Consider the following 25,403-nt stretch of genomic DNA (forward strand, 5'->3'; position numbering starts at 1 on the left):
CCTATCGTCTAGAGGCCTAGGACATCGCCCTTTCACGGCGGTAACCGGGGTTCGAATCCCCGTAGGGACGCCAAATTCTAAAAAGCCACTGCATAACGTCAGTGGCTTTTTTCTTGCCTTAAAAATAAAAAGCCAATCAATAATTAGCTTTTCATATGCTCTACTAACCTGCAATCCCTACTTGTACTTCAAGACGACCCGACTGTACTCGAAGCCCCCTAATTTCAAACTGATCTACCAGTTGCTGCACAAGCTCGCGACTTTCTCTCAAAATATTCAAGCCCGGTAAAATACTAAAATCAGTCAAACTTAAAAGCTTTTCAACCATCCATGAGCGATTATTAATAAAGTCAATAAATCCTGCTTGCTCTAGCAATAAACCACATGCGGTGGCCATCGCGTTGGATTCCGGGAATATCGCCAATCAAATGATTAATGAGTGATGGAATGGGCAACATATTTACGACTTCAAAACCTACTCGACCAATACGGCGTACCGCCCAATTGGATAAGGTTCCCCCATGGCGAATCTGGACGTCGAGACTCTCATCCATTTGACGTAGGCGCAAGAATTTTTCCTGCCCAATACGACATTCCAATACTTTAAAATCCAAACTCAAACGATACATGAAACGATGGTAATGCCCATCAATCTCGACTTGGAAACTATCATTGCCACATTTGATTTTAATATCATCAATTTCAGAGCGGTCAATGCGCTTTCGGATTTGATTATTTAATAATATTTCAGGTAAGTACAAAGTTAAGGTACTTTTCCCCAAAAATGTCCGCGCCATAATCAATGCGACTTGGCGTGCTGTTTCACTGGTTTCAGACACCATATCTCTTACAGTGCCTGCTGCCAGATTTGTCATGCCCACAACGCCACGTTTCGTCTGAGTAGTGACTTGATCAAGTGCATCCAAAGCCGCATCAGCAACCCCGGCAATATTACGTGTTGTGTCACTCGCAAACCCAACTGCATCTTGGGCATGTTGCAATGTCTTATGCAGTAATCGACGAGATAATGACGGTTTCGCGGTATCTGGGGTAGCTAAAACCGATGCTGTCGTTGTAGGCTGCGACTTATTGTCATCTTGTTGACCCAAGTCCCTTTCTCCTTTTTATATTTATTTCACATCCTATTTACGAGTATTTAAGCTCATTTATCGTGCTCATCACACTTCATTTTTCTGTAGATTAGCATGCTCTACAATATTATTTTAATTTTTATGTGTACGGATAAATCATCAGTTTTTATATTTCTTTGTTTATTCATAAGTAATTTTTATGCTAACTCAAAGCATCTCATCGATATCTTACAAATTTTTTTCTTTCTGCACATTTCCGTTAGAATAGATTCAAACTAAATGTGGAGTTCTCATGCAATATCGTTGCCCTAAATGTCAAAGTGTTAAAATTATGCCTGTGAGCCAAGGCGTTAACAGCGCGAAACCTGTCGTTCCTAAAAGTCTGGTTATCTTGATTCCTGCAATTTTTGTGCTTTTGCTCTTAGTAGTGATTAGCATTTTTATGTGGATTTTTGGCAATGGTGCAGGTAGTTCTCTTCAAATCGCAACAGTAGTTGCTTTTGTTGTAGCTGTAGGGGCAGGTTTTATGTTCTGGCGTGATTTGCCTGATTTCAAATTATCTATGCAAGCATTTATGCAGTCACAAAAGCACTGGAAATGCCGTGACTGCAATAACGAGTGGGAAATCTAATGAATAACTCACATCAGTTTAATGCTGATGTGAGTGCTTTTCGTCAGTATGTTCATGTGGAGCATGTTGATTAATATGCTGGCAATTGATCTCGGCATCGTCTTCAATTTGCAATGTCACTTCACCAATACCATGTTCATGAGAAAGCATTTCAACAGCATCTTGATATAACTTGGTACGGTCAGCTTGCGGCGCAAATAGATGCACCGTTAAATGAATATTTTTCGAAGTAATTGCCCATACTTTAAGTTGGTGAATACTCTCCACACCATTTAAAGAAAGTAGATCGGCACGCAGCTTCTCAATATCGACTTCTTCCGGCACCCCTTCGAGCAAAATATTAATGCTCTGTTTCAGTAAAACCCATGTCCGTGGTAATACCCAAAAACCAATCAAGACTGCAATAAGCGTATCAATCCAATACCAGTTGGTGAAGTAAATGATAAGCGCCCCAATAATCACCCCTACCGAGCCTAGCGCATCACTCAATACTTCTAGATAAGCCCCCTTCACATTTAAACTGTTATTGGCACTCGACATGAGAATTTTCATTGAGATGAGATTAATCACCAAACCAATGGACGCGACAATCAACATTCCCAAGCTTTGAATTTCAGGTGGCTTAGAGAAGCGGATATAAGCTTCATATAAAATATAAATTGCCACTACAAAAAGCATGAGTGCATTAAATAAAGCGGCCAGAATTTCAAAGCGCTGATAACCGAAAGTACGTTTGTTATCGGCAGGGCGTTTAGAAATTTGAATGGCAACCAAAGCAATTGCTAAAGCCGCGGCATCTGTAAACATATGCGCAGCGTCAGAGAGCAATGCCAAACTTTGTGTGATTAAACCTGCAATCACCTCAACAATTAAAAATGTCGTGGTAAGTGCTAAGGCAATCGTTAATTTTTTAGCATTACCTTCAGTCACTACAGCATGACTATGATCATGACCATGATGTCCACCCATTTTGCGGACTCCTTTTTATTTATCTTTATGGTGAGTTAAAAGTAACGATGAAGACACCTTTACCTTTAACTCTTACAAACACTTTTTCGACTTAAATTTTGTAATCAAAAAAGATATCTCAAATCGATGACATTATGAATGCTCAACACTTTTCGTCTTGGCCTCATTCATCCATCGATAAATGACTGGTAATAAAACCAAAGTTAATATCGTAGATGAAATAATGCCACCAATAACCACTGTTGCCAAAGGCCGCTGAACTTCTGCACCAGTTCCCGTAGCCAAAGCCATCGGAATAAAACCAAGTGAAGCCACACAAGCGGTCATGAGTACAGGTCTTAAGCGTAAGATCGCCCCATTCCATGTGGCTGTTTGAATATCAAATTTTTCTCTAAGCTCTTTAATAAAGCTCAGCATCACCAAACCATTCAAAACAGCGACACCAGATAAGGCAATAAACCCAACACCAGCCGACATGGATAGCGGGATATCTCTTAACCAAAGCGCAATCAGGCCACCCGACAAAGCAAACGGCACACCGCTAAATACCAGTAAGCTTTCTTTCACATTATGAAATACAGCCATGAGCAGAATAAAAATCATAGCAAGCGCCAATGGAACAACTATTTTCATTCGTGCAGCAGCTGAAGCTAAATTTTCAAACTGACCGCCATATTCCAACCAATAACCCGCTGGCAGTTGTTCTTTTGCGAGTGTTGTTCTTAACTCTTGAACAAATGACCCTAAGTCACGGCCTTCTACGTTCGCAGTAATAATGACACGGCGCTTCCCATTTTCACGTCCCACCTGATTTAAACCTGAGGTACGTTCAACTTTTGCGACATCTTGAAGCTGGATGAGACCACCATTTGGCAACTGAATCGGAAGTTGAGCTAAGTTTTGGATGGTACGTTGCTGGTCTTCTAGGCGAATTTCAAAATCAAATCGTCTATCGCCTTGTAAAATCTGCCCAACATTTTGTCCACCAACACTTGCCGCCAAAATATCTTGAATAGCTTTTGCAGATAATCCGTATTGCGCAGCCAGAGGTCGGTTAATTTCAACACTCAGCACCGGTAAACCACTCGTTTGTTCTACCTTAACCGCAGTAGCACCTGAAATTTTTTGTACTTTCTGAGCAAGTGCTTGAGCCTGCTCATTGAGTACTTGCATATCGTCGCCAAAAATCTTGACCCCAATATCACTCCGGATCCCTGAAATTAGCTCATTAAAGCGCAGCTCGATCGGTTGAGAGAACTCACTGTTATTACCCGGTAATGTCGCTAAAAAAGCTTCCATACGTGAACGCAGCTCAGCTAGCGTCTCTTTAGAGTTTGGCCATTGATCGTGCGGTTTAATTAAAATAACTGCATCAGAGATATTTGGCGGCATCACATCAGTTGCAACCTCAGCCGTTCCTGTCCGTGCAAAAACAGCTTTCACCTCTGGAAAGTTTTTCAGAATGAGCTTTTCAGTATTTTCCTGCATTCGCAGTGATTGCTCGAGCCCAGTACTCGGTGAACGCATTTGCTGCAAGGCAAAATCACCTTCACTGAGTTGCGGTGCAAATTCACTGCCCATTTGGGTCGCTAACACACCTGTGAGCACTAAAATACTTAATGCAAAACTAACAACCACTATCTTAAGTTGATAAGCCTGATCAAGGATATCTTGATATTTCTGCTTTAAAATCTGCATCCAACGTGTTTCTTTTTCTTTCACTTCACCCGTAACAAAAAGAGCAACTGCCGCAGGTACAAATGTCACAGAAAGAATCATGGCACCCAATAATGCCATCACCACTGTCATCGCCATTGGATGGAACATTTTGGCTTCAACATCAGATAGGGCAAAAATAGGTAAATAGACCACTAAAATAATCATTTGCCCAAAAATAAGTGGTCGACGAGCCTGTTTTGCTGCAAGGAATACTTCTTTGAATCGCTCCGCTCGTGTAAGGGGTCGATGTAAAGCATGCTGTGCTTCTGCTAGACGGCGAATACAGTTTTCTACAATAACAACTGCACCATCTACAATAATCCCGAAATCAAGCGCTCCTAAGCTCATGAGGTTGGCACTAATGTTTTGTTCAGCCATACCTGTTAGGGTAAATAACATCGAAAGTGGAATAACACAGGCTGTGATTAAAGCAGCTCTAAAATTTCCTAGGAAAATAAACAAAATCACAATAACCAGAATTGCGCCTTCTACAAGGTTCTTCTGCACCGTTGCAATTGCTTTGTTTACTAAGCTCGTTCGGTCATAAACCGTTTCGATTTCCACACCTTTAGGTAATGTAGGCTGAATTTCCTTAATTTTGGTATCAACCGCCTGAGCAACGGTACGGCTATTTTCACCCATCATCATCATGGCAATGCCAAGAACCGTTTCCTCACCGTTGTAAGTTGCAGCTCCTGTTCTTAAATCATGCCCAATAGAAACATTTGCCACATCGGCCACGCGAATGGGTAACCCATTTTTGGTGCTCACAGTAATGTTTTGAATATCTTCAACACTACTTAACATGCCTGGCACACGAACAGTAAGTTGCTCTCCATTTTCTTCAATAAAGCCGGCACCGCGATTTTCATTATTTTCTTGCAGCGCAGTTTGAAATTCATTGATTGAAATCTGAAGCTGCTGCAAACGTTTTAAATCAGGTGACACAATATAGGTTTTATTGTAGCCACCAATACTATTAATTTCGGCCACGCCTTTCACACGCTGCAATTGAGGACGCACAATCCAGTCCTGAATTTCACGTAAATCCATGGCGGTATAGGCCGTACCATCTGCTTTCTTAGCACCAGATTTTGCTTTCACGACCCATTGGTAAATTTCACCCAGCCCCGTTGAAACAGGAGACATGACTGCATCAACTGATTCAGGCAGTTGCCCGTCTGCCTCTTGTAAACGTTGGTTAATCAGCTGTCTTGCCCAATAAATATCGGTTCCATCTTTAAAAATGATGGTGACTTGGGAAAGCCCATAACGTGAAATAGAGCGGGTTTGTTCCAGATTAGGAATTCCAGCCATCGCATTTTCAATAGGATAGGTAATCCGCTGTTCAACCTCTAAAGCGGTATAACCATTGGCTTGAGTATTAATTTGAACTTGCGTATTAGTAATATCTGGAACCGCATCAATAGGAAGCTTTTGATAGCTCCAGATCCCAACTCCAATCCAAGTCAGTACAAAGAGCATTACCCAAATAGCATTTTGAATAGCAAACTGAATAACTCTATCAAATAGCCCTTCTGGTTTGGGTAGCTCAGGTTTATTAATGTCCATGCTCCGCCTCTCCCTTTTCCAGTTCGGATTTCAGCAAGAAGCTACCTTCTGCCACATAGCGCTGGCTTGGATTAATACCTTTTACAACTTCGACCCACTGGCCATCTTTAGAACGTTGCCCTAACTGCACAGTGACAGGTTTAAACTCAAAACCTGTTTTCACCATTTTTGGGGTAAAGATAACGTCTTTACCTTCGACTTGTTGAATCGCCTGAGCTTTTACACGGGTCACTTTTTGCGTTGTGCCTGAAGAATTCAGCTCAACATTAACCATTAAGTTTGGACGCAATTCACTACTATTTGCCAAGACCTTGGCACGCACCTGTAAACGACCGGTTTGAGCATCGGCTTCAGTTGTTAAACTTTGAACTTGAGCATTAAATGCATTCCCAGTTTGTAAAGATTTAAATTCAATCTGCTGATTTGGCTGTAAATTCAGATTTGCGGTGCTTGGTAAAATAAACTCCAGCCACAATTGATCAAGCTGATTAATAATAAAAAGCTGGTCTGCTAGCTGTACGTTTTCACCTACCACAATATCTTTGTTACTCACCATCCCAGCAATTGGCGCTGTTAAGGTATAGCGTCCTCCTGAGCCTGAACCCGCCCCGAAAGCACTTAAGCGAGAACGAGCTGCTTTCACTTGAATTTGTGCTTGTTGATAGGCGTTATAAGCTCGTTGATAATCTTGTTTGGCAGAAATTCCTTGAGACCATAAGCTACGCTCGCGTTCATAGTCCTGACGCGCTAAATCAAGATTAGACTGGGCAATTTGCAAATTTGCTTGTTGATCGACCAAATCTGGAACCAATAAGCTTGCGAGAGCCTGCCCTTTTTTAACCTGTTGCCCCAATTCAACATATACCGCTTCGACACGACCACTAAAACTTGGCGAGACATGGGCTTGTCGGTCAGTATTCACAACCAATTTTGCTGGATAAGTTTGAAGTTGAGGAACTTCACCTAGTTCAGCTTGTTCAATTTTTAAATTTTGTTCCTGCATTTGCTGAGCAGTGAGTAGCAGTGGTTTTTCACCTTCTTCATGGTGTTCTTCCCCCTCTTCTTCAGCATGCCCGTGACCTTCCGATGCTTCAGAAGAATTAGATTTATTTTTTGAATTTAAAACCAGCAAACCAATTAATAGTGCAGTGATTGCAACAATCACCCCTACCCAAAGCCATTGAGAATTTTTCTTTAAATTTGTCGACATTATTATTCTCCTGCCTGAGTTGGGAATGTTTGACTTTGTTGCCAAGCACGTTGATTGAGCTGCATTAAGGCATCTTTCGCCATGATCTGTTCTGGTTCTAACCCAAGACGCAAACTTTGGATTTCAATTGAATTCTGCCAAGCCTGTTTTAATAGCTCGACTTTACGTAAGCGCACGTCTTGCAATTGCATGGTGGCTTGCTGAACATCTGTAACGGCGAACTTACCTAAACGAAAACCTTGCAATGTTTTTTGCTGAACCTGAACAGCAAGAGGAACTTGCTGTTCATTCAGTTGTTTAAACTGAATATGTAAGCCTTTTAACTCTGATATCAGAGTTTCAATATCCGCTTTATTTTGCTGTCGATAAAAGCTTTTCTGGCGTTGAGACAGCTCTTGCTTGGCCTGAGCAATCTTGATTCCGTATTGCTGGCGATTAAAAAGATTTAAAGGAATTTCTACCCCTAATCGAATTTGGTTATCCGTACGCTGTTCTGGAGAACGAGTGTTATTAACACCCAAAGTTACAGTAGGTTGCGGTCTTGCTTTTGCTTTAAGCTGTTGAATATTGGCTTGCTGCGCAAGAGCATCTAGCTGGAAAGCACGCTCTAATAAATTATTTTGCGCATCTTGGCTGGGTTCTACATTCGCCGCCAACGCCCACAACTGATTTGGACTTTGGAATAGCTGAAACTGACTTGAATCACCTCCCCATAAGTTCACCAACTGTTGTTTCGTAACTTGAAGTTTTAAATCGACCTGTTGATACAAACGCTGATTTTCCAAGTGAGACATCCGCACTCGATCTACATCAACTTGTGCAATACTGCCTGCTTGATAACGCTTTTCCGATGCCAACAAATTTTCTTGGCTGACGGATAACTGTTCTCCAACAAGAGACTTTTCAAGTTCAAGCAAGGCCACTTGTGACCAGAAATATTTAACTATTAACTCAAGCTCAGCCTTATAACGTTGTTCAGCCAAGTCAACCTTTGACATTTCTACTTTAGCTAAATGCTGTGCGGCCTTACGCTGCCCAAAAATATCTAAAGGCTGAGAAATACCTATCGCAAGTTCTTTTTCTTGATCACTTTGGAAGCCTGTTTGCTCAATAGAAAGACTTGGATTAGCCCATAAACGACTTTGCTTTAAATTAGCCTCAGCCATTTGCTGTTGTGCTTGCCAAGTGCCTTGTTGACTTTGATAGCTTTGAACTTGTGCCAGTGCCTGTTCAAAAGTAAACGCTGCTTTTTGGATAGAAGGTTCTTGTTGAATATCAGACTGAGCCATCGTTACTTGTCCAACCAATAGCATGGCAATAGACAGGCTTGAGAACGTTACAGCTTTTTTTAACGTTAACTTAACGTTATTACGTGATGAGCAACCAAGGCTCACCTGATTTTGAAAAATAAAAGACATGTTTTAGCCCCGCAATGAATATAAGATGCGGTGGGCTTTTTTTGGCTACCCCACCTATAGCGGGGTTAAAACAGGAGGCGGTTTTAGTGCACCGAGATGCGGAGACTGATAAGAATTTGACCAGTGATAAATTTGCGAAAGCTCATGTACATGCACTACAGGCGCCTGAGCTTGTTTTTCAACTTCAGTCATCACCACATGAAAACATGTGGGTAAATGGTCATGATGATCTTGCAAATTTAAAGGTGCTTTATGAGAAGTTTTTACCTTATCGCTTTGTTCACTATGAGCATGAGGTGAAGCCTGATATACATTCAAAGCCGTATGATGCCCAAAATGATGTAATGCTTTTTCCTGATTTTCATGCATGCAAAATGCTGCCGCCACATTCCATAAACTTTGGAATATGAGCAAACTAAACAAGATAGACACAAAAACGGCGGAACGTGGCAAAAGCGCACCATTAAAGTAAAAAGTTGAACAGAGCCACTATAACAGGCAGTAGGCATGTAATAAAATTACAAAACCTCGATTCATAAATCCCCATTTTTTAATTTAGAACTGAGTCTCACATTATACGAGACAAAAATAATTTCTTTTGAGTAATCATTATGTACAAGCTTTTTTCTATATCGATATTAACCATTTGCCTTGGCCTAACAGGCTGTGCAACGAATCTATTGTCCGCCGCTTTACCAAATGAAACAACTGAAATTAAAACCACCGTTTTAAAAAATGATCAAATTATTGCCTTAGGTCAAACAGTTAAAAATGACCAAGAAGAAGGTTTTGTATTTGTGGGGAAAGACTATAACTATTTAATGACTGACGGTAGCTCAAACCTTTTAAATATTATTAAAAGTATTCCAGCAGAACAGAGAACCTTAAAGACACCATCACCGCTTGTACTTGAAATGGATGATGCTACTCATTTTCATGGCGAGATAACGATTCGTTATAATATTCCCACTTATCAAATAGATGAAAAACAAAAAGAACTTTTAAATACATTAGGTTTTAAAAATCAATTTATGGCGATGGAAAATCAAAAACAAGTTTTCTATCCTTTCACCATAATCCGCTTTAAAGGAAAGATTTATCAAAAAGCAGATAATCAAAAGATTCAACAACAGCTCCCAACTCCCTACCCAGTCGCTCTACAACAAAAAGATGAAATAACCAAGAAACATCCGTTTAAACGTGTAACACGCATGGCTTTGTATCCTCTAGCGATGACCTTTGACGTAATTACAGTAGCCCCATCATTAATCTGGTCAGATTTGCATGGTGACTTTAATAAATAAATTCATTCACTCTTAAAATAAAAAACCAGCCCATAGGCTGGTTTTTGTTTAAGAAAATTTCTTTTGTTTGATATTTATAAATTTTCTTATATTAAATAAAAAACTATTTTCTAGTTTTAAAGAATTTTTGATTTAACTGGGAATACTCTATTCTCATAGTAATTCCACTATACGTAAAAACAGATGTAACTTTTATGTAAGCTAAAACCTCATCTGTTTTCATCCAAATGCGCTATATTATATTTACAAAAAAAAACATAATATTTCAATATAAGGGACTAGCTTAAAAGTGTGAGTCAATTCAATCAAATTGAGGAACAAGGGAGAACTATCATGAATATGAAATCAATCAAGCATGGGCTTAATCACTTGTTTGCTTTTGAAAACTTAACCGCTGATATGCATTCGCAAGCAGTTGATGAGATTGAACAAGGTTTACGCTTTGAAGAGTTAGCCGAGCAAGATCACGAACGTATGCAAAATTGGTTAGATATAACTCCTAATGACCGAAATGCCATGTGGTGTTATTTACGCGCAGCTTTACGTGGTAGCCCCGATGCTTCATTTAAACTGGGTATTGGTTATCTAAATGGACAATTTGGTCTAGATAAAAATTATAGTGAGGCTGAAAAGTGGTTACAAAAAGCCGCAAGTCAGGGACATCCTGATGCAGATCGCTGCTTACAGGAAGCCTTTAGTAAATTGGCTTTTTCATAAATAAAAAACCAGCCCGTAGGCTGGTTTTTTTTAAATTAGCAAAAATTATCCGCTAATTTTTTTGTATTTAGTACGTTTTTGAACAGCGTCTTCACCTAAACGTGACTGACGATATGCTTCGTATTCTGCATAGTTACCTGTGTAGAATTCTGGCTGTTCATTTTCAAACGACAAGATGTGTGTCGCGATACGGTCAAGGAACCAACGGTCATGCGAGACCACCATTACTGTACCTGGGAACACAAGAATTGCATCCTCAAGCGCACGTAAAGTTTCAATATCCAAGTCGTTTGATGGCTCATCCAGTAAGATAACGTTTGCGCCTTGCTGTAAAATTTTCGCAAGTTGTAAACGGTTACGCTCACCACCAGACAATTCGCCTACGCGTTTTTGCTGATCTTGACCTTTGAAGTTAAAGCGGCCGATATAAGCACGTGAAGCAATTTCATAATCGCCCACTTTCAAGATATCTAAACCACCAGATACTTCTTCCCAAACAGTTTTGTTATTGTCCAGGGTGTCACGAATCTGACCTACGTAAGCCACTTTAACTGACTCACCTAAAGTCACAGTACCTGTATCAGGTTGCTGTTCGCCAGTCATCATACGGAATAAAGTCGTTTTACCCGCACCGTTTGGACCAACGATACCTACAATTGCTGTTGGAGGTACAGTAAACGATAAGTTTTCGTACAATACGCGGCCGTCAAATGATTTGCTGATACCTTCCACTTCCACAACTTTATTACCCAAACGAGGGCCAGGTGGAATGTAGATTTCAGACGTTTCATTACGTTGCTGGAATTCTTTAGAGTTAAGCTCTTCAAAACGCTCCATACGCGCTTTGTTTTTCTTTTGCTGACCTTTCGCATTTGAACGAACCCATTCAAGTTCTTTTTTCAATGCTTTAGCAAAAGATTCTTCTTGTTTCTGCTCTTGTTCTAAACGAGCATTTTTCTGTTCTAACCAAGAAGAGTAGTTACCTTGGTAAGGAATACCGTGTCCACGGTCAAGCTCCAAGATCCACTCGGCCACGTTATCTAAGAAATAACGGTCATGCGTAATCGCAACGATTGTGCCAGGGAAATCTTTCAAGAAGCGTTCTAACCAAGATACAGACTCTGCATCCAAATGGTTCGTCGGTTCGTCAAGAAGCAACATGTCTGGCTTTGAAAGCAATAAACGGCAAAGTGCTACACGACGGCGTTCACCACCTGAAAGCTTAGTTACGTCTGCATCCCAAGCTGGAAGGTTCAAGGCATCTGCCGCGATTTCAAGCTGGTTGTTTAGGTTGTGCGCATCCCAAGCATGGATAATTGATTCTAATTTTTCCTGCTCTTTCGCAAGTGCATCAAAATCAGCATCCGGGTCTGCATATTCTGCAAATACCTGATCAAGACGTTCTAAAGCATCTAAGGCTTCACGTACGCCATCTTCAACGTTACCACGAACGTCTTTAGTTGGATCAAGTGGCGGCTCTTGCTCTAAATAGCCGATTTTAATTCCAGGTTGTGCACGAGCTTCACCAGAGAAATCTTTATCTACGCCAGCCATAATACGAAGCAAGGTAGATTTACCTGCACCGTTCAAACCGAGTACACCAATTTTGGCACCCGGGAAAAATGATAAAGAGATGTCTTTTAAGATTTCGCGCTTTGGCGGAACCATCTTAGACACTCGGTTCATCGTATAAATATATTGGGCCACGCAGGACTCCTCAATTGAAAAACCAATACATCGCATAAGCGATAAATAATCGCGCGTATTATACGCTGAAAACCCCAACAACTTGAAGTTATGATTTCCATCGTACGGATTTATCAAACAATTTTCTTTTTCAATAAGTTGCAAAATGTTTATGTATAAGATTTATACAGCGTTTCAGCGTATATTTTTCTATCTTTATTCCTAAAATTAGAAAACAAACCAGAATTTCTGCAATTTTCTATTTAACTTTTAAGCTAGACTCGCTCAATATTTAACTCACGAAGATGAAGTAATCATGACTTATAAAGATGAAACCTTAGCCATTCACGCAGGCTACTCACCCGAAGCGACAACAAAAGCAGTTGCGGTCCCTATTTATCAGACTACTTCTTATGCATTTGATAATACACAGCACGGTGCCGACCTTTTCGATTTAAAAGTTCAGGGCAATATTTATACCCGGATTATGAACCCGACCACTGCTGTACTTGAACAACGTCTGGCTGCACTTGAAGGTGGAATTGGTGCGTTAGCCTTGGCTTCTGGAATGGCAGCAATTACCTATGCCATCCAAACTATTACGGAAGCAGGAGACAACATTGCCTCAGTTTCAACTTTATATGGCGGAACGTACAATCTATTTGCCCACACATTACCAAAACAAGGTATTGAAGTTCGCTTTTTTGATTACCAACAACCAGAAAGCTTACGTAATTTAATTGATGATAAAACTAAACTTGTTTTTGTTGAATCGATTGGTAATCCGCTTGGAAATATTATCGATTTAGAAGCAATTTCAAAAATTGCACATGAATATGGTGTACCTGTTATCGTCGACAATACTGTTGCCACCCCTGCTTTATTAAAACCATTTAAATATGGCGCCGATATCGTTATTCACTCTCTTACCAAATATATTGGTGGACACGGTAATAGCATTGGTGGCGCGATTGTCGATAGTGGTAAATTCCCTTGGGGTAAATATCCAGAACGCTTTAAAGTTTTGAATACGCCTGACCCAAGTTATCACGGGGTTAATTATGTCGAAGCATTAGGTGAAGCTGCTTATATAGCCCGAGCTCGCGTTGTACCTTTACGGAATACAGGCGCGGCTATTAGCCCGCTGAGTGTTTTCTTGATTTTACAAGGTCTAGAAACTCTAAATCTGCGAATGGAACGCCATACTGAAAATGCCCAAAAAATTGCGGAATATTTACAGACTCATCCAAAAGTAAAATGGGTCAACTATGCAGGTTTAAAAGATCATCCACAGCATCAACTTGCTCAAAAATATGTACAAGGCAAACCTTCTGCAATTTTATCTTTCGGCGTGCAAGATGGGCGTGAAGGGGGTACTCGATTCATCGATGCCCTTCAGCTATTTACTCGTCTGGTCAATATTGGTGATGCAAAAAGTTTGGCGTGTCATCCTGCAACCACAACTCACCGCCAGCTCAATGAACAAGAACTTAAATCTGCTGGTGTAAGTGAAGATATGGTACGTCTTTCAATTGGAATTGAACATATTGATGACTTAATTGCCGATTTAGAACAAGCACTTTCAACTGTATAACTTTTAAACTATTCAACAAGCCTCTGGAAATAGAGGCTTTTTTGTTTTTTCATTTATTATAAGACTAAAATAATTAATGGATTAAGATCGTATTTTAGAGTTTTTACTCTAAATAAATTGTTAAATTTCATATATTTACAGACTAGACAATTTTTAAACATCTATTAAGATAAGCACAATATTTATGAGTTCATCTGGATGAACCTACGGTTGTAAAAAATAAAAATTACATACCGGAATAAATAGTCCCTGCCCCTACTTAGGTAAAATGCTGTGAATAAAAAATTAGAAGCTCTGTTCCAGGAAAAGGTACAAGATAAAGTCATTTTAGTGACAGGCGCCTCGAGTGGAATCGGATTAACGATTTCAAATAAACTTGCTGATGCTGGTGCCCATGTTTTATTGGTTGCCCGTACTCAAGAAACTTTGGAAGAAGTGAAAGCAGATATTGAAAGCCGTGGCGGTAAGGCATCAATTTTTCCATGTGATCTCAACGATATGGAAATGATTGACCAAGTATCTAAAGAAATTTTAGCGACTGTTGATCACATTGATATTTTAATTAATAACGCAGGTCGCTCTATTCGCCGTGCCGTACATGAATCTTATGATCGTTTTCATGATTTTGAACGCACAATGCAATTAAATTATTTTGGTGCAGTTCGTCTAGTTCTCAATATTTTGCCGCATATGATTCAGCGTAAAGACGGACAAATTATTAATATTAGCTCGATTGGTGTTTTAGCAAACGCAACTCGCTTCTCTGCATATGTCGCATCTAAAGCTGCTCTTGATGCATTTAGCCGCTGTCTATCGGCCGAAGTTCATGCACACAAAATTGCAATTACTTCAATTTATATGCCATTGGTTCGTACCCCAATGATTGCACCAACTAAAATTTATAAATATGTACCAACACTTTCACCTGAGCAGGCTGCTGACCTAATTGCTTATGCAATTGTGAAACGTCCAAAACGTATGGCAACTAACTTAGGTCGCTTAGCTTCAATGACTTATTCTGTAGCGCCAGGCATCAATAATATGTTTATGTCGATTGGTTTCCGTTTATTCCCAAGTTCAGATGCAGCAAAAGGTCAAAAAACTGAGAAATTAAACTGGGCACAAAAAGCATATGCACGCATTTTCCCAGGTGAACACTGGTAATTTTGAGTTAATCACATAATAAAAAAAGCGCCTTAATTTAAGGCGCTTTTTTAATGAAAGTTCATATTAGTCAAGAAACTGAACGTGCCCTGTTTTTACATCGTAAATTGCACCCACAACTACAATCTCACCTCGATCCACCATATCTTTAAGCACACTGCTGTTATTAATAATATACTGGATGTTGTAGTGAACATTCATTGCTGTGACTTGACTGATAAAAGCATTACCTAATTCACGTGGCTGCATAATGTCATATACGCTATCAACCGAATGCATTAATGGCCCAAGCACATATTGAATGTGTGGCATTTCCTTCACATCAGACACTTGCTTTTGCTCTAAGCGTAATTGACATGCACTCGTCACCGCACCGCAATCGGTATGTCCTAAAACAACGATGACTTTAGAACCTTTAGCCTGACAAGCAAACTCAAGTGAACCCAATACTTTTTGTCCAGCAATATTACCTGCAATTCGTAAACTAAACAGATCACCAATACCCACATCAAAGATCATTTCGGTAGGGGCACGTGAGTCCATACAACCAAGGACTGCTGCAATCGGATGTTGGCCTTCATCAGCAGTCACACGAATTTGTCGGTAAATATCTCGTTGAAGTCGTTCATTTTTTACAAAACGTTCATTCCCTTCCTTCAGTAAATTGACCACCTGTTGAGGACTCAGCTTTTGTTGCAAATCTTGTGTACTAATATCAATATCAAGTACGGCATCATCAACGTCTTGATAGTGCTGTTTGAACCCGACCAGTTTAAGATTTACTTGGCGTTTAATAGCAGTTTCACTTTGATAATCTTGAATAACTTGATAGATATCAGGATCAATCGAATCACATTGAGTCGCATCAATAATGAGTTGTTGGTGTTTATGTACATGTTCCAATGCTGAAATAAGCGCAGAACGATTAAGAAAGGTTACTTGTGATGGAAGTTCTATACGAGTCACTACGCCATGTAAGCGCTTCTCTCTATAAACACGAATACCTTTATTAAAATTACCATAGAGAATAAAAGCACTACTGGTGAATAGGCCAATTAAAATTCCCATTAAAAGATCGGTTAGCAGAATTGCAACTAAAGTAATAATAAAAGGCAGGAACTGTTTCCAACCTTTTTGATAAAGCTGTTTAAATAATTTTGGATGGGTAAGCTTAAAGCCTGTCAGGATGAGGATCGCAGCCAATGCAGATAGAGGAATCATGTTCATTAATGGCACGAAGAACAAAACTGCTAGCAGCAACAATACCCCATGAATAATGGTAGAGCATTTACTACGCGCACCCGTATTTGCATTCACCGAACTACGCACAATCACTGAGGTGACAGGCATTCCACCAATTAAGCCCGAAATGATGTTACCTGTACCTTGTGCCCAGAGTTCACGGTTAGGAGGAGAAGAACGTTTTTGAGGATCAATCTTGTCTGCCGCTTCTAGATTCAATAATGTTTCTAAAGATGCTACAACAGCGAGCGTAATGGCACCTGTGTAAATCATAGGCTCAGCTAAATAGCTAAAATCAGGAAAAATTAATACTTCTTCGGGTGCTTGTAAGATATTCGGTAACTGAATGAGGTTATCCATTTGCACTGCCCATGCAGAGCCAATACTCACTAAAATAAAATTTAAAACTGCTGCTAGCACAACTGCAATTAAAGCCGAAGGTAAAGTTAGTTTTTTTAGCGGACTACTATCCCACGCTAAAATTAGGAATAAACTGAGCAAACCAATCAGTGCCGCTCCGCCATCAAAACGTTGAAGGAATGCGTCTGGTGTTGAAGTCCAAACCTGTTTCCATGAAAAATCAGAAAGTCCGAACAGGTAAGGCAATTGTGTCGCAATTAGAATGACACCAATAGCAGCCAGTAATCCTAAAATGACATTATTTGGAATAAAGTTTGCAAAAAAACCTAACTTGAATAATCCAAATAGAATTTGTAGGACACCTGCAAAAATAATACATAATAAAAAGGCGGCATAATTGCCGCCTAGTTGTTCTAACTGTACAAGAATGACCGCAGTCAGCCCTGCCGCTGGGCCTGCAACGCTAATGTGGGAACCACTGAGTAAACCCACAATAATGCCGCCGACAATACCTGCAATAATACCAGAGATGATGGGAGCACCTGAGGCTAAAGCGATACCTAAGCACAGCGGTAATGCGACGAGGAATACGACAACTCCGGATAAGAGGTCTTTTAAATGAAATCTATTTTTCAGGTTTAAAACCGACATAAAACAACCATTTATAATAAAAAGAAATAAGCAAAGTTGTACTATTACAGCCTGAAAGAGAATAAATGCTTCAAGGCTGGGTTGATGATGTCGGACAACTGAATCTCATTAAAGTTTAGTTATGCTATAACGTTGTGTATTTAATTGTGTATTTAACAACGATTTGTTGATCTTAAGATTCACCTCATCTTTAGGACTGCGTTTTTTCTTAACCGATCTTTGATATCTCTCAAAAATAATGATGCACTAATAAAAAAGCCCCCAAAAACTGGAGGCTTCTCATCATATTAAAGACTCTTATTTAGAACCTTTAATTCCTGCTTGCAATAACAATGCACCTAAACCACCAATCTTTTGTTCTTGAGGTTTTTCTTGCTTGTTACGCTGAGGACGTTCAGCTTGATCTTTACGTGGTTGAGGACGTTTACCTTGAGGCTTACGTTCAAAACGTTGTTCGTTATTTTGCTCACGGCGTGGTGGACGCTGAGCTTTTACGGGTGCAGAACCTTCGGCACGCATACTTAAGTTCACGCGATTACGTTCAGCATCAACCTGCATAACACGCACTTGTACGATCTGGCCCGGTTTTACAACTTTATGCGGATCAGAAACAAACTCATTCGCTAATTCAGAAATATGAACTAAACCATCTTGATGAACACCAATATCAACAAAGGCACCAAAGTTTGTGACGTTGGTAATCACGCCTTCAAGCTGCATACCTTCAGTTAATTGGCCCACTTCAGTGATATCTTCACGGAATTTAGCAGTACGGAACTCTGGACGTGGGTCACGGCCTGGTTTTTCAAGTTCAGCTAATACGTCTTGAACGGTTGGCAAACCGAATTTGTCATCAACAAATTCATCAGCTTTTACTTGGCGAATGATTTCAGTATTACCAATGATGTCTTTCACAGTTGTCGCTTTTGCTGCAACAATTTTCTCAACAAGACCATAACTTTCTGGGTGAACAGCAGAAGCATCTAAAGGTTCAGAACCATTTTGGATACGCAAGAAACCAGCTGCTTGTTCAAAAGTACGCTCGCCTAAACGTGGCACGCTTTTCAAAGCTTGACGGTTATCAAAACGACCATGCTCTTTGCGGTATTCAACAATTTGCTGTGCAATGGCTTTATTCAAACCTGCAATGTAAGCCAAGATTGCTGGAGAAGCGGTATTTACATCAACACCAACCGCGTTCACACAGTCTTCGACTACCGCATCAAGTGTTTTAGCCAAACCGGTTTGATTCACATCGTGTTGATATTGACCTACACCAATTGATTTCGGATCAATCTTAACAAGTTCAGCAAGTGGGTCTTGTAAACGGCGAGCAATCGAGACTGCACCACGAATTGAAACATCAAGCTCTGGAAGTTCTGCCGCAGCAAGCTCACTTGCAGAGTAAACAGATGCACCCGCTTCACTTACAGTCACACGTGTTAATTTAAGATCGGTATTTGCAGCCATCATTTCAGCCACGACAGCTTCAGTTTCACGGCTAGCTGTACCGTTACCAATGGCAATAAGCTCTACATTATATTCACGGCATAAACGTGCAAGCTCAGCAATAGAACCTTCTTTATCTTCTTTAGGCGCAAATGGATAAATCGTGCTGTGAGCAAGTACATCGCCTGAGTCACTCACGACTGCGAGTTTCACACCGGTACGAATGCCAGGGTCAACACCTAAAGTAGTACGGCTACCCGCTGGTGCCGATAATAATAAATGACGAAGATTTTCAGCAAATACCTGCATTGCTTCTGCTTCGGCAGTAAGACGCTTCTCTGTCAGCAATGAATGCTCGATTTGAGGGCGAACTTTACCCAACCAGAACAATTTAGCAGTTTGCTTTAAGAAGTCCTGACGTGCTTGCGGCTGAATTTGCTCAAGGTTGTATTCAGTTTCGATACGGGCCAATGGTGCATCATCTTCACCATCTACTTTTAAACCTAATACATTTTCTTGACGACCACGCAACATCGCCAATAAACGATGTGAAGGCAGCTTGTTTAAACCTTCAGAAAATTCAAAGTAATCACGGAATTTTTTACCGACTTCTTTCTTTTCTTCAGAAGCAACTGTACTTTTTAAAACTGCAGTTTTTGCAAAAGTTGCTTTTAATTCTGTAGTCAGCGCAATATTTTGTGCCCAGTCATCAATTAGAATATGCTGAATCGCATCTAACTGACTTTCAACATCTGGGTAGTCTTCATGACTAAAACCAACCAATGCTTCTGTCGGGTCAACTTGTTCTGCAATAATTTTTTCAGCAATCGGTCCTAGACCTGCTTCTTTTGCTTTAAAAGACTTACTTGTACGCTTAGGACGATACGGTGCATAAATTTCTTCTAAAGCATTTTTTGTTTCGGCTGCATTCACCCGCGCCAACAAGTCATCACTCAATTTATTCTGTTCTTGCAATGACTGAATAACCTTTTCACGGCGCTCATATAAATCACGTAAATACGCTAAACGAGTATCTAATTGGCGTAACTGCGTATCATCTAAACCTTGTGTTACTTCTTTACGGTAACGGGCAATGAATGGAACACTGGCACCTTCATCAATTAAGCGGATGGCAGCTTCTACTTGGTTTGGACGTACGGCAAGTTCACTTGCCAACTGCTGAACTAAGTCAGTCATCGTGTTTGATCCCACAAGGATAAAGTTTAAAAGCACTGATTATAAAGACCAAGCCCATAAAATCCACACTTGTTTGCGTATTCAAAACGTTTTTTTGTATTGACTCTGAATATTTATACTTTTTTCGACGACTAGAGCACAAAAAACAGGGGTTTAAGTATGAAAAAATGAATACTGAACTCAGCCTTTTAATCTTTATAAAATACAAACGTATGACTTATGTCATAAATGTGACAAAAATTTAATATAATTTACGAGAAAATGATCATATTGATACATCATCCAAAAGATGAAATATTGAGGTTGATCACTGTTTTATTCTCGTAATTTCTTATCGAATTTGCTTATTTGCTCAATTCAACTATTAAGAACCCTATAGAGGGGTGTTAAGATTTTTTTAAATAAATTATTTAAAACAATGCTTTATTAGTCTTGAGTGATTATAAAATCATTGAAAATTTAAGTATTTGTTTTTTCTGAGCGGTCTTTGCTAAATTATGGGCTTAAGATGTTGTTTTTTGGTTTCAAACCACCTTGAAAATTGTAATTTTGAGCAAATTGATACATAGTCTAAACAAGAACATCAGCATTATACTGAGGGCTTGTTGGCAATAAGCCTATCCGACCCAATAATATATAAATTATGACTTTAAAAGGGAGTACATCATGAGTTTAGTTGTACCTGCTGAACATCCTGAAACCGTACACAACGAAACGGATCGTGTCGAACGTATTTTAGTGGTCGATGACGATGTGCGTTTACGTACCCTCTTGCAACGTTTTTTGGAAGATAAAGGCTTTGTTGTAAAAACTGCCCATGATGCTTCACAAATGGACCGTTTATTACAACGTGAGTTATTTTCACTGATCGTACTCGACTTTATGTTACCGGTTGAAGATGGTTTAAGTATTTGCCGTCGTTTACGCCAATCAAATATTGATACGCCAATCATCATGTTAACAGCACGCGGTAGCGATTCAGACCGTATTGCCGGTCTTGAAGCTGGTGCAGATGACTACTTGCCAAAACCATTTAATCCAAATGAGCTTTTAGCACGTATCCGTGCAGTATTACGTCGTCAAGTTCGTGAAGTTCCGGGTGCCCCAAGCCAACAAGTTGAAGTAGTAAGCTTTGGTCCATGGTCTTTAGACTTGTCTACTCGTACACTGACACGCGAAGGTCAAATCGTTACTTTAACCACTGGCGAATTTGCAGTATTAAAAGCATTGGTACAACACCCACGTGAACCATTAACACGCGATAAACTTATGAACTTAGCGCGTGGCCGTGAATGGGGTGCAATGGAACGTTCAATTGACGTTCAAGTCTCTCGCCTACGTCGTTTAATTGAAGATAACCCTGCACGTGCACGTTACATCCAAACTGTATGGGGTGTAGGCTATGTATTCGTTCCAGATGGTGCTGAATAAGCTTGAGATAAGATAGAGTGAGTTTAGAACCAATCGCCCCACAGAACTTTACTGATTACGTTACCTATTCAGAACGTAAACGGACTCGATGGGAACGTTTTCTCGACAAAATAAAACCACGTTCTGCTGCCATGCGTACCACTATCCTGGTACTGCTGGTGGTGTTCTTTAGCTTATTTATGTCGCTATGGTTCTTTTGGCGCACTCTTTACTTACCTGAAATTCAACAACATGCACGTTACCTTGCTGTTGAACTTGAACTTGTCAACAATCCTGATATACGAATTTTTCATCGTGAAAATGAAGTAGATGTTGATGCTTGGTTACGTAATCGAGTCGGTATCGAATACGTTACAAACCCCAAAGAATATCCTAGTGTTCGAGACAAGGTTATTGCCGAGTTTTTTACCAATCAGGTCGAACAAAAACTTGCAAATGAGATCGGGACTAAAGACGTTACCGTCTACTTCCAGTTTAAACCAAGCCCACGCATTTGGATTCAAACTCCTGAAATGCATGGAAACTGGGTTCGTGAGCCTTTAAAAACTTATGCCAACTACAGCCCTGAGCTTTTAGTGGGTTGGGTTGTGGGTGTTCCATTACTGTCGGCTATCATTATTTTGATTTTGGTCAGACAGATGAACCGCCCTCTGCGTCGTTTGCAGAATGCTGCCAATGAATATAGTAAATCTGGAACAGCGCCTTACCTTGATACCAATCATGGTCCACTAGAAATTCGTCAAGTAAACCAAGCCTTTAATCGCATGGTCTATACACTCGATCAGACTGAACGTGAACGACGTATTATGTTGGCGGGTATTTCACATGATTTACGCACCCCCCTTACACGCATACGCTTAACAGCAGAGATGCTGCCTGATGAGTTTTTACGTGAAGGCTTGGTCTACGATGTAGATGATATGGATGCAATTCTCAATCAGTTCATTTCGTATATGCGCGATGGTTCGGATGAGGAATTGAAAGACACCAATATCAATATTCTTTTGCAAGAATTAGTTGTGCAATTTAAACCTCTCGATATTCAATTCGAGATGCAGGATGTGCCTATTATTCCGGCACGTAGTCTTTCTTTAAAAAGATTGATTGCCAACTTGATTAATAATGCAAAACGATACGGTGCTGAACCAATTGAGCTCAGTGCAAAAGTTGAAAATGAATATATTTTAATTACCGTTGCTGATCATGGTGAAGGTATTCCGGCAGATCAAATTGAAGAGTTGATGCAACCTTTTGTTCGCGGAGACTCAGCAAGAACGATTCAAGGTAGTGGTCTTGGGCTTGCAATTGTTAAACGTATTGTTGATATCCATCATGGTGAGATTCAAATTCATAATCGTGAACAAGGGGGTTTAGAGGTTATTATTTCTTTACCAATCCCAAAACCAAGCACTGAAGAAAATACCACAACCAATCCATTAGAAAAAATAAAACAAACTTTAAGTGAGCGCTTTTAATTTGAGCAATTAGTAATTAAAAGCCTTGTTTTAATGATAAATAAAAGTAATAAAAATCAATCAAATAAAACCCATAAATATAATTTATACCGCCATTTATTTACAAAATTAGACCTTAGCCTAACACCTATGCACTTTTCAATTTTTCATAGCTAAAATCCCCTATGTTTTGACAATATTGAGGATGTCCAATGTCTTTAAGTCGTATTCGCCTAGCTTCTCTTCATGACAAGGTCATCAGTGCTGAACAAGCTGCGCAATTCATCGAAAATGGAATGACTGTTGGTATGAGTGGTTTTACTCGTGCCGGTGAAGCTAAAGCTGTTCCACAAGCACTTGTAGAGCATGCAAAGAAAAATCCGTTAAAAATCACGTTAATTACGGGTGCTAGCTTAGGTAATGACTTAGACAAACAACTCACGGAAGCAGGTGTTTTATCTCGTCGTATGCCATTTCAGGTAGACAACACTTTACGTCGTGCGATTAACAACGGCGAAGTTATGTTTATCGATCAACATTTATCAGAAACTGTTGAGCAAATGCGTAACCAGCAACTTAAACGTCCAGATGTTGCGGTGATTGAGGCAATTGCGATTACTGAAGATGGCGGCATCATTCCAACAACTTCAGTTGGTAACTCTGCAAGCTTTGCTATTTTTGCCGAAAAAGTTATTGTTGAAATTAACACCTCTTTAAGCGAAAGCTTTGAAGGTTTACACGACATCTATATTCCGACTTACCGTCCAACACGTACTCCAATTCCATTAACTAAAGTGGATGAGCGTATTGGTACAACAGCAATCCAAATCGATCCTGCAAAAATTGTAGGTATTGTATTTAACGATACACATGACTCACCATCAACAGTAACTCCTCCAGATGATGAGACTCAAGGTATTGCAAACCACCTTATTGCTTTCTTTAACAAAGAAGTTGCAGAAGGCCGTTTGCCAAAAAATCTTGGTCCATTACAAGCAGGGATTGGCTCTATTGCCAACGCTGTATTAACTGGTTTAAAAGATTCTGATTTTGAAGACCTCATCATGTACTCAGAAGTACTACAAGACTGTACTTTTGAACTCATTGATGCAGGCAAAATGAAATTTGCTTCTGGTAGCTCAATTACCCTTTCTGCAAAATGTGGCGAAAAAGTTTTTGGTAATATCGAAGCTTACAAAGACAAATTAGTGCTCCGTCCACAAGAAATTTCTAACCACCCTGAATTGGTACGTCGTTTAGGTATTATCGGCATTAACACTGCGCTTGAGTTTGATATTTACGGCAACGTGAACTCGACTCATGTATGCGGTACTAAAATGATGAACGGTATTGGCGGTTCTGGTGACTTCGCTCGTAATGCTCACTTGGCAATCTTTGTGACCAAATCAATTGCTAAAGGCGGCGATATCTCTTCTATCGTGCCAATGGTAAGCCATGTTGACCACAGTGAACATGATGTTGATATTTTAGTGACAGAACAAGGTTTAGCAGACTTACGTGGTTTAGCACCTCGTGAGCGTGCTCGCGCTATTATCGATAACTGTGTACACCCACTTTATCGTGGTGCATTAAACGATTACTTTGATCGTGCATGTGCTAAAGGTGGACATACTCCTCACTTACTTCGTGAAGCATTGTCTTGGCATGCAAACTTCGAAGAAACAGGTCAAATGCTTCAAGCAGAACCAGTTGCAAAATCAGCTTAAATCACTGATTTAATTCAAGCACTCCCTCGGGGGTGCTTTTTTATTTGTTTAAATTATTGATAAAACACTGCTCAAGTCCTAATTTTTATTTTATCTTTTCAGCACATCAAAACAAAAAGTAGAAATCCATATGTTTATTATTCGTCAATTTACAAATGCAGATCTGGATGATGTCGTTATTTTATGGGAAAGCTGTGGCCTGACCCGTCCTTGGAATAATCCTGAAACCGATATTTTCAGGAAAGTCTCACAACAGGATGATTTGTTTTTGGTTGCGATTAAAGACGAGCAACTGATTGGCACGCTTATGGGCGGCTACGACGGTCATAGAGGCTGGATTAACTATTTAGCTGTTCATCCCCACCAACAACGCTTAGGAATCGCTACAGCGCTCGTTCAGCAGCTTGAAAAGCGCTTAATTGCCCGCGGTTGTCCAAAACTACAATTACTTGTCCGCAAAGACAATTTAAATGTACTGAACTTTTATGAACAGCTTGGCTATGACGAAGTAGAAGCAGTGTGTTTAGGAAAACGACTTATTAGCGATAATCCACTCGACTAACGGCACCAAGTACACACTGTCTTTTTCGCTATTAAGAAAACCCATTTGGGCTTGGGGATAAGTAACTATACTTGTGGATAAAATGGGATTTATACACAAGTGAATTAACGATGTATTGGGGCAAAATAGATAGACATGAAAAAAGCCCTATACGTTAATGTATAGGGCTTTTTCGAATATGGTGGCGAGACCCAGGATCGAACTGGGGACACACGGATTTTCAATCCGTTGCTCTACCTACTGAGCTATCACGCC

At 40.0% G+C, this 25,403-nt stretch carries 18 protein-coding genes, 1 tRNA gene and 1 pseudogene; 10 read left to right on the forward strand and 10 right to left on the reverse strand.

From position 1 onward, the window contains the following. Positions 1-163: 163 nt before the first annotated feature. Positions 164-1,109: pseudogene (locus POD11_RS17360) on the reverse strand (hypothetical protein). 274 nt (positions 1,110-1,383) lie between these two features. On the opposite strand from POD11_RS17360, the gene POD11_RS17365 reads away from it, so the two are divergent. Further along, complete coding sequence (locus POD11_RS17365) at positions 1,384-1,722, forward strand: hypothetical protein (protein ID WP_016142864.1); 339 nt, start codon at positions 1,384-1,386, stop codon at positions 1,720-1,722. 18 nt (positions 1,723-1,740) lie between these two features. Here POD11_RS17365 and POD11_RS17370 read toward each other — a convergent pair whose 3' ends face one another. The 5 genes from POD11_RS17370 to POD11_RS17390 form a co-directional block, all read right to left on the reverse strand. After that, the gene (locus POD11_RS17370; protein WP_224992072.1) at positions 1,741-2,691 is read right to left on the reverse strand and encodes a cation diffusion facilitator family transporter; all 951 of its coding nucleotides are present in this window, start codon (positions 2,689-2,691) and stop codon (positions 1,741-1,743) included. Between the two features lie 132 nt (positions 2,692-2,823). Continuing rightward, positions 2,824-5,982, reverse strand: a complete 3,159-nt coding sequence (locus POD11_RS17375; protein ID WP_262458109.1) for an efflux RND transporter permease subunit — start codon at positions 5,980-5,982, stop codon at positions 2,824-2,826. Then, a complete protein-coding gene (locus tag POD11_RS17380; RefSeq protein WP_262458110.1) occupies positions 5,972-7,192 on the reverse strand; it encodes an efflux RND transporter periplasmic adaptor subunit in 1,221 nt (406 codons plus the stop codon). Before POD11_RS17380 ends, POD11_RS17375 begins: the two co-directional genes overlap by 11 nt. Before the next feature lie 2 nt (positions 7,193-7,194). Then, positions 7,195-8,610 (reverse strand): TolC family protein, encoded by a 1,416-nt coding sequence (locus POD11_RS17385; protein WP_262458111.1) that lies wholly within the window; start codon positions 8,608-8,610, stop codon positions 7,195-7,197. A 54-nt stretch (positions 8,611-8,664) separates the two neighbouring features. Continuing rightward, on the reverse strand, positions 8,665-9,063 hold the full coding sequence (locus tag POD11_RS17390) for a cation efflux protein, CzcI-like (RefSeq protein WP_239967040.1): 399 nt from the start codon (positions 9,061-9,063) through the stop codon (positions 8,665-8,667). A 158-nt stretch (positions 9,064-9,221) separates the two neighbouring features. Here POD11_RS17390 and POD11_RS17395 point away from each other — a divergent pair, with 158 nt between their 5' ends. Both POD11_RS17395 and POD11_RS17400 read left to right on the forward strand, forming a co-directional pair. Beyond that, on the forward strand, positions 9,222-9,914 hold the full coding sequence (locus tag POD11_RS17395; RefSeq protein WP_262458114.1) for a hypothetical protein: 693 nt from the start codon (positions 9,222-9,224) through the stop codon (positions 9,912-9,914). Between the two features lie 333 nt (positions 9,915-10,247). After that, entirely contained in the window at positions 10,248-10,631 is a 384-nt protein-coding gene (locus tag POD11_RS17400) for a tetratricopeptide repeat protein (RefSeq protein WP_016142857.1), read from the forward strand. A gap of 45 nt (positions 10,632-10,676) precedes the next feature. On the opposite strand, the gene ettA is transcribed toward POD11_RS17400, so the two are convergent. Beyond that, positions 10,677-12,338 (reverse strand): energy-dependent translational throttle protein EttA, encoded by a 1,662-nt coding sequence (ettA, locus tag POD11_RS17405; protein ID WP_005067029.1) that lies wholly within the window; start codon positions 12,336-12,338, stop codon positions 10,677-10,679. Between the two features lie 295 nt (positions 12,339-12,633). Between ettA and POD11_RS17410 the strand changes: the two genes are divergently transcribed. Beyond that, positions 12,634-13,911, forward strand: coding sequence for an O-acetylhomoserine aminocarboxypropyltransferase/cysteine synthase family protein (locus POD11_RS17410; protein ID WP_239967038.1), 1,278 nt, complete (start codon positions 12,634-12,636; stop codon positions 13,909-13,911). Positions 13,912-14,184: 273 nt separating this feature from the next. Continuing rightward, positions 14,185-15,075, forward strand: coding sequence for an SDR family NAD(P)-dependent oxidoreductase (locus tag POD11_RS17415; protein ID WP_016142855.1), 891 nt, complete (start codon positions 14,185-14,187; stop codon positions 15,073-15,075). Positions 15,076-15,141: 66 nt separating this feature from the next. Here the strand turns inward: POD11_RS17415 and POD11_RS17420 are convergent, their stop codons facing one another. Together POD11_RS17420 and POD11_RS17425 are read right to left on the reverse strand one after the other, a co-directional pair. Beyond that, positions 15,142-17,328, reverse strand: coding sequence for a solute carrier family 23 protein (locus POD11_RS17420; protein WP_262458116.1), 2,187 nt, complete (start codon positions 17,326-17,328; stop codon positions 15,142-15,144). A gap of 297 nt (positions 17,329-17,625) precedes the next feature. Next, positions 17,626-19,974 carry a Tex family protein gene (locus POD11_RS17425; protein WP_262458117.1) on the reverse strand — a complete coding sequence of 783 codons (2,349 nt, stop codon included), beginning with the start codon at positions 19,972-19,974 and terminating at the stop codon, positions 17,626-17,628. A gap of 666 nt (positions 19,975-20,640) precedes the next feature. Here POD11_RS17425 and ompR point away from each other — a divergent pair. The 5 genes from ompR to POD11_RS17450 all read left to right on the forward strand — a co-directional run bounded on the left by ompR (position 20,641) and on the right by POD11_RS17450 (position 25,148). After that, a complete protein-coding gene (gene ompR, locus POD11_RS17430; protein WP_000060753.1) occupies positions 20,641-21,405 on the forward strand; it encodes an osmolarity response regulator transcription factor OmpR in 765 nt (254 codons plus the stop codon). 17 nt (positions 21,406-21,422) lie between these two features. Beyond that, positions 21,423-22,880: an ATP-binding protein gene (locus POD11_RS17435; RefSeq protein WP_239967036.1), complete on the forward strand. Its 1,458-nt coding sequence runs from the start codon at positions 21,423-21,425 to the stop codon at positions 22,878-22,880. A gap of 33 nt (positions 22,881-22,913) precedes the next feature. Further along, positions 22,914-23,036: a hypothetical protein gene (locus POD11_RS17440; protein WP_262458120.1), complete on the forward strand. Its 123-nt coding sequence runs from the start codon at positions 22,914-22,916 to the stop codon at positions 23,034-23,036. 35 nt (positions 23,037-23,071) lie between these two features. After that, positions 23,072-24,586: an acetyl-CoA hydrolase/transferase family protein gene (locus tag POD11_RS17445; RefSeq protein WP_016142851.1), complete on the forward strand. Its 1,515-nt coding sequence runs from the start codon at positions 23,072-23,074 to the stop codon at positions 24,584-24,586. Positions 24,587-24,716: 130 nt separating this feature from the next. Continuing rightward, positions 24,717-25,148 carry a GNAT family acetyltransferase gene (locus POD11_RS17450; protein ID WP_171429169.1) on the forward strand — a complete coding sequence of 144 codons (432 nt, stop codon included), beginning with the start codon at positions 24,717-24,719 and terminating at the stop codon, positions 25,146-25,148. Between the two features lie 179 nt (positions 25,149-25,327). On the opposite strand, the gene POD11_RS17455 is transcribed toward POD11_RS17450, so the two are convergent. Continuing rightward, positions 25,328-25,403 (reverse strand) — tRNA-Phe (locus tag POD11_RS17455).

It is taken from the genome of Acinetobacter sp. P1(2023), assembly GCF_028367635.1.
Classification (GTDB): domain Bacteria; phylum Pseudomonadota; class Gammaproteobacteria; order Pseudomonadales; family Moraxellaceae; genus Acinetobacter; species Acinetobacter pittii_E.

What these genes read in the sequence shown, in the direction of transcription:
- POD11_RS17365 (WP_016142864.1), top strand. Translation starts at nt 1,384, where the DNA reads ATGCAATATCGTTGCCCTAAATGTCAAAGTGTTAAAATTATGCCTGTG.
- POD11_RS17370 (WP_224992072.1), bottom strand. Translation starts at nt 2,691, where the DNA reads ATGGGTGGACATCATGGTCATGATCATAGTCATGCTGTAGTGACTGAA.
- POD11_RS17375 (WP_262458109.1), bottom strand. Translation starts at nt 5,982, where the DNA reads ATGGACATTAATAAACCTGAGCTACCCAAACCAGAAGGGCTATTTGAT.
- POD11_RS17380 (WP_262458110.1), bottom strand. Translation starts at nt 7,192, where the DNA reads ATGTCGACAAATTTAAAGAAAAATTCTCAATGGCTTTGGGTAGGGGTG.
- POD11_RS17385 (WP_262458111.1), bottom strand. Translation starts at nt 8,610, where the DNA reads ATGTCTTTTATTTTTCAAAATCAGGTGAGCCTTGGTTGCTCATCACGT.
- POD11_RS17395 (WP_262458114.1), top strand. Translation starts at nt 9,222, where the DNA reads ATGTACAAGCTTTTTTCTATATCGATATTAACCATTTGCCTTGGCCTA.
- POD11_RS17400 (WP_016142857.1), top strand. Translation starts at nt 10,248, where the DNA reads ATGAATATGAAATCAATCAAGCATGGGCTTAATCACTTGTTTGCTTTT.
- POD11_RS17410 (WP_239967038.1), top strand. Translation starts at nt 12,634, where the DNA reads ATGACTTATAAAGATGAAACCTTAGCCATTCACGCAGGCTACTCACCC.
- POD11_RS17420 (WP_262458116.1), bottom strand. Translation starts at nt 17,328, where the DNA reads ATGTCGGTTTTAAACCTGAAAAATAGATTTCATTTAAAAGACCTCTTA.
- POD11_RS17425 (WP_262458117.1), bottom strand. Translation starts at nt 19,974, where the DNA reads ATGACTGACTTAGTTCAGCAGTTGGCAAGTGAACTTGCCGTACGTCCA.
- ompR (WP_000060753.1), top strand. Translation starts at nt 20,641, where the DNA reads ATGAGTTTAGTTGTACCTGCTGAACATCCTGAAACCGTACACAACGAA.
- POD11_RS17440 (WP_262458120.1), top strand. Translation starts at nt 22,914, where the DNA reads ATGATAAATAAAAGTAATAAAAATCAATCAAATAAAACCCATAAATAT.
- POD11_RS17445 (WP_016142851.1), top strand. Translation starts at nt 23,072, where the DNA reads ATGTCTTTAAGTCGTATTCGCCTAGCTTCTCTTCATGACAAGGTCATC.
- POD11_RS17450 (WP_171429169.1), top strand. Translation starts at nt 24,717, where the DNA reads ATGTTTATTATTCGTCAATTTACAAATGCAGATCTGGATGATGTCGTT.